6 protein-coding genes, 1 tRNA gene and 1 pseudogene are annotated in these 10,451 nt (G+C 59.6%); 5 read left to right on the top strand and 3 right to left on the bottom strand.

Annotation, left to right across the window (positions count from 1 at the left end):
* On the top strand, nucleotides 1-265 hold a 265-nt coding region (locus BMW66_RS19130), incomplete at its 5' end, for an integrase core domain-containing protein (protein WP_139196307.1).
* A gap of 396 nt (nucleotides 266-661) precedes the next feature.
* Nucleotides 662-3,865 (top strand): 2Fe-2S iron-sulfur cluster-binding protein, encoded by a 3,204-nt coding sequence (locus tag BMW66_RS19135; protein ID WP_093120755.1) that lies wholly within the window; start codon nucleotides 662-664, stop codon nucleotides 3,863-3,865.
* A gap of 74 nt (nucleotides 3,866-3,939) precedes the next feature.
* Here BMW66_RS19135 and BMW66_RS19140 read toward each other — a convergent pair whose 3' ends face one another.
* Nucleotides 3,940-5,253: an ATP-binding protein gene (locus tag BMW66_RS19140; protein WP_093120752.1), complete on the bottom strand. Its 1,314-nt coding sequence runs from the start codon at nucleotides 5,251-5,253 to the stop codon at nucleotides 3,940-3,942.
* A gap of 40 nt (nucleotides 5,254-5,293) precedes the next feature.
* Between BMW66_RS19140 and BMW66_RS19145 the strand changes: the two genes are divergently transcribed.
* Together BMW66_RS19145 and BMW66_RS19150 are read left to right on the top strand one after the other, a co-directional pair.
* Complete coding sequence (locus BMW66_RS19145) at nucleotides 5,294-6,205, top strand: MBL fold metallo-hydrolase (RefSeq protein ID WP_093120753.1); 912 nt, start codon at nucleotides 5,294-5,296, stop codon at nucleotides 6,203-6,205.
* Between the two features lie 79 nt (nucleotides 6,206-6,284).
* Nucleotides 6,285-6,359: transfer RNA gene (locus BMW66_RS19150), tRNA-Asn, on the top strand.
* Nucleotides 6,360-6,672: 313 nt separating this feature from the next.
* On the opposite strand, the gene BMW66_RS20510 is transcribed toward BMW66_RS19150, so the two are convergent.
* On the bottom strand, nucleotides 6,673-7,413 hold the full coding sequence (locus BMW66_RS20510; protein ID WP_217639350.1) for an HsdR family type I site-specific deoxyribonuclease: 741 nt from the start codon (nucleotides 7,411-7,413) through the stop codon (nucleotides 6,673-6,675).
* The gene (locus tag BMW66_RS19155; protein WP_245729563.1) at nucleotides 7,344-9,278 is read right to left on the bottom strand and encodes a type I restriction endonuclease subunit R; all 1,935 of its coding nucleotides are present in this window, start codon (nucleotides 9,276-9,278) and stop codon (nucleotides 7,344-7,346) included. Before BMW66_RS19155 ends, BMW66_RS20510 begins: the two co-directional genes overlap by 70 nt.
* Before the next feature lie 117 nt (nucleotides 9,279-9,395).
* Here BMW66_RS19155 and BMW66_RS19160 point away from each other — a divergent pair.
* Nucleotides 9,396-10,451, top strand: a pseudogene (locus BMW66_RS19160) (IS3 family transposase); the annotation flags it as partial.

The following is a 10,451-nucleotide window of genomic DNA, read 5'->3' on the forward strand; positions in this document are numbered from 1 at the left end:
CCAGAACGCCTATATCGAAAGCTTCAACGGGCGATACCGGGAAGAATGCCTGAACCAGCATTGGTTTGCCAGCATCGGTGAAGCCCGTGAAATCATCGAAGACTGGAGGATCTATTACAACAGGGAGCGTCCGCACAGCAGCCTGAAGTATCAGACCCCGGAGGAGTTCGCAGCCGCAAGGCCCTTCGACAAAACGCAATGGGCGCAGCCGCTTGAGCTACCTGATGGCTCCGCGCCCGCGCCCATTGCTCGCGCCGCCGAATGATGGCACACAAAAGGAGAACAGGCTCGACTTACGAGTGGCCCTGAAAAAAGGGGCAGGTCAAAAGCGTTAAGCGCGCTTTGCTTGGTGTTCAGTGAACCAACTTTCATGCGTGAAAGCCCTAAAATTGCGCTCTTAGATGAGGCCCTGAGAACCAGATGAGCGAGAATTCAATAGGTTAGCAAAGAACATGCTCGCTCATAACGCTTTGGTTGGGGGTTCGAGTCCCTCCGGGCCTACCAGACATCAGATCACGCCCGCGTCCGGGTAAAATGGTGAATGCCACTTTTCGGTTTCGATACCCGCCGTTTTTCGCCAAGGTCAGCCTGCGCAGGATCGGCTGGTTGCGATCTGCTGACCTGAATGGACAATAAGACCAGAGATGCCAAGGATGAGATGATGGGGCTGCGCTTCTTTTCGGACAAATCAAGACCGGTGCACCTTGGTCCCTATCCGCTTGAACGGCTTGCCCGCGGTGACGAGGCGGACTTGTCACAAGTTCCGCCGATGCAGCCGCTGGATTTCCGGCGACTTGATACGCCTTATTCCATCGTCAACGCGATGGGGGAATATCAGGCCATGATGGACGCCATCCGTGACGGTTTCGTGAACCCTTCGCCTGCCGAGGTGCCCACCGATCCACAAGAGCGCGCCAACCACCTCAAGGCTTTTGGGTATTTCAACGATGCCGCAATGGTCGGCATCTGCCGCCTGACCGAGGAGATGCAGCTTCCACGACCGATCCAAAACCCCGAGGTCGACAGGCTGGCCGAGGCGCTCCGCACGCGGCAGACCAAAACCCTCGCCTCGGGGATCGATATGATCATGGCCGATCTTAAGGAGAGTATGGAGGCCGAAGTCACGACCATCGACGGGCAAACACATGGCATCGTCTTTCTTTACGAATACCACCGCACGCCCCGTCCCGACGAGCCGGGAAGCGACTGGATTCAGGACGCACAGGCCCATCGTGCGTGTCTGCGCGCCACGGAAACAGCCTGTGTTATCGCCAATTACCTGCGTATTCTGGGCTACCCTTCGCGCGCGCATTCCGCGACTTGCACAGATGTCGATCTCAACAAACTCACCGTTGCCGCCGGCCTTGCACAAGTTCGCAATGGAGAACTGGCCGCCCCGTATCTCGGCCCCGGTTTTGGCGTGGCCGTCGTGACCACATCCTTCGACATGGCGACCGATCGAACGCTGGCCGATCATCAGCCGTGGCTGCGCACCAAAGGGCCGGCCTGGTGGCTGGGCAAGGGCTTTGCCAAGAGCGCGCTCAATCGTGATCCCTATGCCCGGCGCGACTATGTCATGGGCGCGCATCCGTTCGAGCGGCTCAAACGCGTCGATACGCCCACGACCTACATCGACGAGGCCAATGTCGCCCGCGTGCCGAAGCGGGCTGACATGTTTGCCCGCGCCCAGTTCGGGGACATGGGTAAGACGGTACAGGACGGCGCCAAGGGAGGCCACTACGTGCGTAAATCCGCACCCAGCTTTGCGCAGCGGCGGGCGCTGGGGGCCTTCGTTCTCCTGCAAGACGGCCCGTCCGCAGCGAACGCCCCGCGCCCTTCGAACCCCGAACGCAACGCCGCGAATATCAAGGCCGCGAGCTATTTTCTTGGGGTGGACGCCGTCGGACTCTCCCGCTGCCCGGACTGGACCTGGTACAGCCACGATGCTGCCGGAGAGCCGATTGATCCACCGCATGACCAGGCAATCTCCATGATCATCGACCAAGGCTATGAAACGATGGAGGGCGCCTCGGGCGATGACTGGATTTCAGTGGCGCAGTCCATGCGTGCGTACCTGCGGTTTTCATTGCTGGGCGGGGTCGTCGCACAGCAGATCCGCAACCTCGGCTACAAGGCAAAGGCGCATTCGGTCATGGACGGCGAGGTGCTCCAACCGCCACTCTTGCTGCTCTCGGGGCTGGGCGAAGTCTCGCGGATCGGAGAGGTCATTCTCAATCCCTATCTCGGGCCAAGGTTGAAATCCGGCATTGTGACGACGGATATGCCCATAGCCCACGATCAACCCATTGATTTCGGATTGCAAAACTTCTGTCAGTCTTGTCAGAAATGCGCTCGCGAATGCCCGTCCGGGGCGATCACCGCCGGGCCAAAGCTGATGTTCAACGGCTACGAGATCTGGAAATCGGACAGTCAGAAGTGCGCCACCTACCGGATCACCACACCGGGTGGGGCGATGTGCGGGCGCTGTATGAAAACCTGCCCCTGGAATCTCGAAGGGTTGTTCTCCGAGGCCCCTTTCCGCTGGGCGGCCTCCAATATACCATCCGCGGCGCCGCTTCTGGCCAAGCTGGACGATGCGATGGGTAATGGTGGGCTGAACGACGTCAAGAAGTGGTGGTGGGATATCGAACTGCAGCAGGACGGTTCGTACCAACCTTCGAAACATGCATTGAATCGCAGGGATTTGCAGCGTGACCTTGACCTGAAATACGAAGGTCAGACCCTTGCCGTCTACCCCGCGCCGCTGGCACCTCATCCTTGGCCCTATCCTTTCCCGATGGATCGCGAGGCCGGTATCGCCGCTTATGAGGCGTTGATCCCGGCGCAGGACTACAAGGCACGTCTGGCGCGGGGCGACATCAGCATGGTGCACCGTTACACGCAGGATGCGGAATCTCCGGTGATACCGGTGCAACTGGTCAAGGCGGACCAGTTGACCGCAGACATGACAAGATATGAATTCGCCTCTTCCGACGGTACCGGTCTTCCCCCCTGGACGGCTGGCGCGCATGTTGATATTGTCGTGAGTCCTGAATATCTTAGGCAATACTCCTTATCCGGAGATCCGGCTGATCTCGGCCGCTATCAGATCGCTGTTCTGCGCGAGGATTCCGGACGCGGGGGATCGGCCCTCATGCACCGAATATTCCATGAAGGACGCAAGGTCTTTATTTCCCGGCCTGTGAATCATTTCGAATTGGACGAAAGCGCCACAAAGACCTTCCTGATGGGGGGCGGGATCGGGATCACACCGATGATCGCCTTTGCCCATAGGCTACACCGGCTGGAGCGGGACTTCGAACTTCACTACTCGGTCAGACACTTCAGCGACGCGGGATTTTTAAACGATCTCAAGAACATGCCGTGGCAAGATAAAGTTACCTTTCATATATCGGAGGAGGGAACGCGAGCCGATCTGGATACGGTGCTGGATGGGTATCAACCGGGCTGGCACGTCTATACGTGCGGGCCGGATCGCTACATGGATGCCGTGATGGAGGCCGCCGCGCGTCAAGGCTTTCCGGAGTCGGCGCGGCATCTGGAGTATTTCTCTGTCCCAGAGCAGCCGGATTTCGAAAATCACCGCTTCATTCTTCGCCTTAAAAACGGACATGAACTTATTGTTCCAGAAGATAAATCAGCCGCAGATGTCCTGAATGAAAACGGCTATCGGGTGGTTGTGAAATGCTCGGACGGGATCTGCGGGGTGTGCAAATGCGGCGTGATTGCCGGGGATGTGGAACATCGAGATTTCGTGCTGTCCCGGAAGCAGCGCGCCAGAGAGATGATCCTGTGCCAGTCCCGGGCGACGGACCCCGATGGCGTGATCGAGATCGACCGTTGAGGCGGCATTTTTCACTGGCTGTATCGCGTCGGTAAAACGTCGGTATACTGTCGGTATCGATTCGTCAGATCGGATCAGCGCGCAATCACGATGTCGGCTTGCAATCCTCCCAGCGTCTCGCTCTGCCCCAATTTCAGAATACCGCCGTGCGCGCGCGCGACATCGGCCGCGATCGACAGACCGAGCCCTACACCGGTGCCGCGATCCTGGTTCCGCGACGGATCGAGCCGGGTGAACGGGCGCACCGCTTCTTCGTGCCGCTCCGCCGGAATGCCGGGGCCATCATCCTCCACCCGAATGCGGAGTGAACGATCCCCGATCCAGCAGGAGACCACCGCCCGGCTGCCATAGCGCACGGCGTTGTTGACCAGATTTTCGACGGCTCGGCGCATTGCCTCGACGCGCAGCGGCACCTCCCCCTCTCCTTCACAGATGCCCAGCTCAACCGTCAGCCCGGCCCGGCGACTATTTTCCACGATGCCCTCCAGCATCTTCCTTGGGTCGGCCGGTTCCGAACCGCTTTCCGACATGCCTCGGGCAAACTCCAGAAAACCGTCGAGAAGGCGCTGCATATCCTCCACATCCCGTTCGAGCGGCTTGCGGTCTTCGTCGTCCAGCATCGACAGACCGAGCTTCATCCGCGTCAGCGGTGTGCGCAAATCATGGCTCACCCCCGAAAGCATCAGAGTGCGCTGTTCGATCTGCCGCTCAATCCGGGCGCGCATGTCGAGAAAGGCGTTGCCGGCGGCCCGCACCTCCAGCGCCCCAGCGGGGGTATAGGGCACATGATGGCCGCGCCCGAACGCCTCCGCCGCCTCGGCCAACCGGGTGATCGGGCGTAGCTGATTGCGCAGGTAGATATAGGCGATGATGGTCATCAGCCCGCCGAAGAACACCATGTTCACCAACAGCTGATGTGGATTGGATGCCGAAACCCGGCGCCGGTCGAAGGAGAGCATCACCGGCCCCTGCCCCGTATCCACGAAAACCCGCACCACGTGATCGTCAGGCATCTCAACCGCCGCGAGTCCGTCGATCCGGCTGCGCAGTTCACGGATCAGCACGGTGCCGGAAAAATCATACCACCGCCGGATGTTGCCGGCCGGAAGATTCCGAGGAAATCCAAGCTCCAACTCCAGCCCGCGTGCCAGCCTCGCCACCCTCTCTGCCGCCTCCTGACGAGATGGCGCTCTCTCCACTTCTTCGAGAACGAGGCTCAACTCCCGCGAGACGGTATGGGTCATCTGCCGGGTCACGCCCTCGAAATGACGCTGAATAAAGACCACCGAGACCACGAGTTGAAGCGTGACAACCGGCAGGATCAGGATGAGCGCCGCCCGGCCGTAGAGGCCGCGGGGCATATAGCGTTTGAGCCAACGAAACAACATGGGTAAACCATGCAGCGGCAGACACAGGAAGGAAAGCCCGATGGACGCGCAGAATGCATTTGATCCCACCCCCGGCGTCGCGGGAGAGCTTGAACCGGGATTGCGGCGGGTCGTGGCGCCAAATCCGTCACCGATGACGTTTCGGGGAACCAATACCTATCTGATCGGCACAGGCGGAATCGCGGTGATCGACCCCGGCCCGGACGACGCCGCGCATCTGGAGGCGATCCTGACCGCGCTGCGCCCGGGACAGCATGTGAGCCATATTCTCGTCACCCACGCCCATGTCGATCACTCCCCGCTGGCCCCGGCCCTGAAGGCGCGTACCGGGGCGCGGATATGGGCCTATGGGGACTCTGACGCCGGGCGCAGCGCGGTGATGCAGGATCTTGCCGCGCGCGGGCTGGCGGGCGGCGGTGAAGGCGTCGACGCCGCATTCGCACCCGACCACTGCGTCGAGGATGGCGAAGTCATCGCCGGGGACGGCTGGACACTGGAGGCGGTCCACACGCCGGGCCATTTCGGCAACCACCTGAGCTTTGGTTGGAACGACGCCTGCTTCACAGGCGATCATGTGATGGGCTGGGCGTCCTCTCTGGTCTCCCCGCCCGATGGCGACCTGAGCGATTTCATGGCATCCTGCGTGCGGCTTGCGGTGCGCGACTGGCGAGTCTTCCACCCTGGACACGGCGCGCCAGTTACCGACCCGGCCGAGCGGCTTCGCTGGCTGGTGGAGCACCGCCGTGCCCGCGAAGCCGACATCCTGAGCGCGCTTGAGGCCGGGCCAGCGCGGGCTTATGATCTGGCCCAGCGGATTTATACCGATACGCCACCTGCCCTTCTGGGGGCGGCGACGCGCAACGTCTTTGCCCACCTCGTTGATCTTGTCGGGAAAAGACAGGTGCGCCCGCTGGGAAAACTTGAATCAGACGCGGTGTTCGAGCGTGTCTGAAAACTTCCGCGCCGTGCGAAAAAATCTGTCTCACCCCTCTGGACCTCACACGCGCGCCCGGTTATATCAGCCCTCGTGTTCCGGCGTAGCTCAGCGGTAGAGCAGTTGACTGTTAATCAATTGGTCGTAGGTTCGATCCCTACCGCCGGAGCCAAAATTTACCGCAAGCCATTGACTTCATTACTTTAATGAGGTGTTTGGTTTCTTGACCCGCCCAAAGACCCCCCAAGGGACTGCTGCGATGAATCGATCAAAATTCATCGGTCTTGTAGACCGTGTGGAAGCTCCGCCCGGGTGACGTAAGGGAGGTGCGCTATGTTGCGATCGATTCTCACCTTTCTTCGGATCTAAAGCTGGGTAGGCGAGAGCATTCCGGAGCAGCACGCTGATTTTCTAAAGTCAGAATTCAGACTCTCGCCTGCATCTGGCCAAGGTGTCACCACCAACAAATGACTTCGTGATTTCGCCTATATGCCGCGCGCGAGAGCTTCCTTGATGCTCTGGTAGAGCGACGACTTGAAGGCCTGATCTTGGGAATGCAACTTGTAAAGCTCAAGCTCTTCCTTCCTCCTTTTTAGCATTACTTCCTTCATGATTTTTTCGAACGCCAGTTCGCGGGAGAAGGGGTCTGGGTTTTCGCTGAACTTTTCTTCGTAGTCGGGATGCGCCTGAACGCTCTCGACGATATTAAGGAATTTTACACGCTGCTCTTCTGGCGTAGCGCTCCATCCTTGAAACCAACGATCGTTAAAGCTTCGGATGATCTCCTCGAGCGGGTCTTCCTGTGGATCCCCTTCGCGGTAGCCCCTCGGATTGGGATTTTGCGGCTCGAGTTCCGCTTCAGAGGCGTCCAACTCAATCGCATGCCCAAGCTTGGTCCGCCCGAGTCCGTAGGAAGAGAGATCGACAGACTCGAGGAGTTCGTTGAGTGCATCCTGATTTGGATCCCGGATCTTCAATTTCGGAACGAGGAACTTCAAGAACCAGAACAACTTCTCCCAATCCAGTACCTCGAAGGGCATGATTGAGGCCATCTGGCCGTAAATCTTCACGAACTGCTTGGACTTGATTTTGAAGTCGATCTTGTCCTTGTCCTCAAGACCCAGTTCCTCGTTGAACCTCTCGGCGGCCCCGTCGATCAGCGGGCTGAGCTTTTGCGCATCCTCCCCGTCGAAAAAGCGCGTGCAGAACTCCTGACCTCGGACCACTCGTGGACGCCGACCTCATCGAGCGTCTCCTTCAACTCGTGCAAGACGTTCACGTCCGTGGCTTCCGACAAGGTAGTCACGGTGAAGAACGGATCGAAAGCGGCCTTGATGTCGTCGGTTGAATTGAAAAAATCGAGTACGAAAAGATCTTCCGTGCGCTTCCCGAGCTTGGGCGCCGATCGGTTGAGGCGCGACAGGGCCTGCACGGCCAGAACCGACTGCAACTTCTTGTCGACATACATCGCGCAGAGCTTGGGCTGATCGAAACCCGTCAGATACTTGTTCGCGACCACGAGAAGCCGATACTCGTCTTTGTCAAACTCGGTGCGGGTCTTATCTTCAGGGAAGCCGTTCATATCGGCCTCGGTATACTTGATCCCCTCGACCTCCTTCTCGCCCGAAAAGGCGATCAGCGCCTTGAATGGGTTCCCTCGCTTGGCCAGATCTGCCTGTACCGCCTTGTAGTAGCGGATCGCCATTTCGATGTCCTGAGTGACGATCATGCCCTTTGCCTTGCCGCGCAGCTTCTTGGCATTCACGACATTGTCGACGAAGTTTTCCACCATGATCTCTGCCTTGGTGTTGATCGTCTGCTGGCTGCGCTCGACATAGGCGCGGAGCTTCTTCTGCGCCTTTGCGGTGTCGAAGAGGGGGTTGTGCTCGATCGACTTCTGGATCTCGTAATAGCCCTTGTAGGTCGTGTAATTGGCCAGAACGTCGAGGATGAACCCCTCCTCGATGGCCTGCTTCATGCTGTAGAGGTGGAAGGGCTTGAACCGCCCGTCAGGCTGTTTCGTGCCGAACTTCTCGAGTGTGGTGGCTTTCGGCGTGGCGGTGAAGGCGAGGTAGGAAGCGTTACCGCGCATCTTCCGCGCCTGCATTGCCGCAATGATCTTGTCCTGCGGGTCCACGGCATCCGGGTCTTCACCACCGCCCATTGCCTGGTTCATCTTGTCATGGGCAAGGCCGCTCTGGCCGCTGTGGGCCTCGTCGATGATGACGGCGAACCGTTTGTCGCTCAGATCGGCAATGCCGTCGATGATGAAGGGGAACTTCTGGATCGTCGTGATGATGATCTTCTTGCCGTTCTCAAGCGCCGCCTTCAGGTCGGCGGACCGCATCGCCGGGGCAACGATGTTCTTCACCTCGGAGAAGTCTCTGATGTTGTCCCGCAGTTGCTTGTCCAGCAGGCGGCGGTCCGTCACCACGATCACACTGTCGAAGAGCGGCGCATCCAGCGCACGGGCGCCGGGCAGATCGAGGCGTCCAGGGTAGGTCTCGATCAGCTGGTAGGCCGCCCAGGTGATGCTGTTGGACTTGCCCGACCCCGCCGAGTGCTGGATCAGGTAGCTGTGGCCCACGCCATGCCCGGCCGCGTGGTCCAGCAGCTTCCGCACGACATCGAGCTGCTGGTAACGCGGGAAGATCAGGGTCTTCTTCGCCAGCGGCTCGGTCTGCTTTCCTTCCAGCAGGACGAAATGTTGGATGATGCCGGCGAGGCTTTTGGGTTGGAACACCTCTTCCCAGAGATAGGCGGTCTTGTGGCCGGCGGGGTTGGGCGGGTTGCCCGCGCCCTCGTTGTGGCCCTTGTTGAAGGGCAGGAACCACGTCGCGCCGCCCGCCAGCTTCGTCGCCATCCAGACCTCGTCGGTGTCGGCGGTCATGTGGACGAGGGTGCGCCCGAACTGCATCAGGGTCTGGGAGGCGTCGCGGTCGCGGTATTGCTTCTGCCCGTGGTAGCGGGCGGTCTGGCCGGTCCAGGCGTTCTTCAGTTCCAGTGTGACGATGGGCAGCCCGTTGACGAACAGCACCATGTCGACGGACTCGTTCGGGTTCGCCTGGGAATGATGGACCTGCCGCGTCACGCTCCAGATGTTGGCGGCGAAGTTGTCATGGACTGTCTGACGTCAGCACCCATGGGACAGATTTGATGTTTTCGTAACGGAGGATTTCTGGTTCATCGCAGCCATCAAGGAGCGAAGATGAACAAGAAATCCGAAACATCGAAGGACGCCGCTGACAAGCTGGTCAAGGGCATCAAGCGCAAGACCCGCAAACAGTACTCGGCCGAGGAGAAGATCAGGATCGTGCTGGCGGGTCTGCGCGGCGAGGAAAGCATTGCCGCCCTGTGCCGCCGCGAAGGGATCAGCGAGAGCCTGTACTACACGTGGTCGAAGGAGTTTCTCGAGGCGGGCAAGCAGCGGCTGGCGGGCGACACCGCGCGTCAGGCAACCTCGCCCGAGGTCAAGGAGCTGCGCTCGGAGGCGACAGCGCTGAAGGAGGTCGTTGCCGACCTGACCCTGGAAAACCGCCTGCTCAAAAAAAGCATGCTCGGGGATGGGGAGTGCGAGGCATGAGGTATCCCGCATCGGAAAAGCTCGAGATCATCCGCACCGTCGAGGCCTCGCATCTGCCGGTTCGCCAGACGCTGGCCATGCTGGGTATCCCCCGCACGACCTATTATCGCTGGTATGACCGATGGTCGGAAGGCGGGCTTGATACGCTCGCAGACACCGCACCACATCCCGGGTCCGTGTGGAACCGCCTCCCGGACGAGACCCGTGCCGACGTCATCGACGTTTGCGCTCGAGCATGAGGAACTGACACCCCGCGAACTTGCAGTAAAATACACTGACGAGAAGAAAAATTTTGTCTCGGAATCATCCGTTTACCGGATCCTGAAGGCGGAAGATCTGGTCACGGCACCGGCGCATATCGTGATGAAGGCGGCGAACGAGTTCAAAGACAGGACCACGCGGCCCAACGAACTCTGGCAGACGGACTTCACCTATCTCAAGGTCCTGGGGTGGGGCTGGTTCTACCTGTCGACCATCCTGGATGATTACAGCCGATACATCATCGCCTGGAAGCTCTGCACGACGATGAAGGCAAAGGATGTGACCGACACGCTCGACCTGGCACTGGACGTCTCGGGCTGCGACAGCGCAACCGTTGTCGCCAAACCAAGACTGCTCAGCGACAACGGCTCATCTTACATCGCGGGCGACCTGGCAGATTATCTCGACGACAAGGGCATG

The sequence above is a fragment of the Salinihabitans flavidus genome, from assembly GCF_900110425.1.
Lineage (GTDB): Bacteria > Pseudomonadota > Alphaproteobacteria > Rhodobacterales > Rhodobacteraceae > Salinihabitans > Salinihabitans flavidus.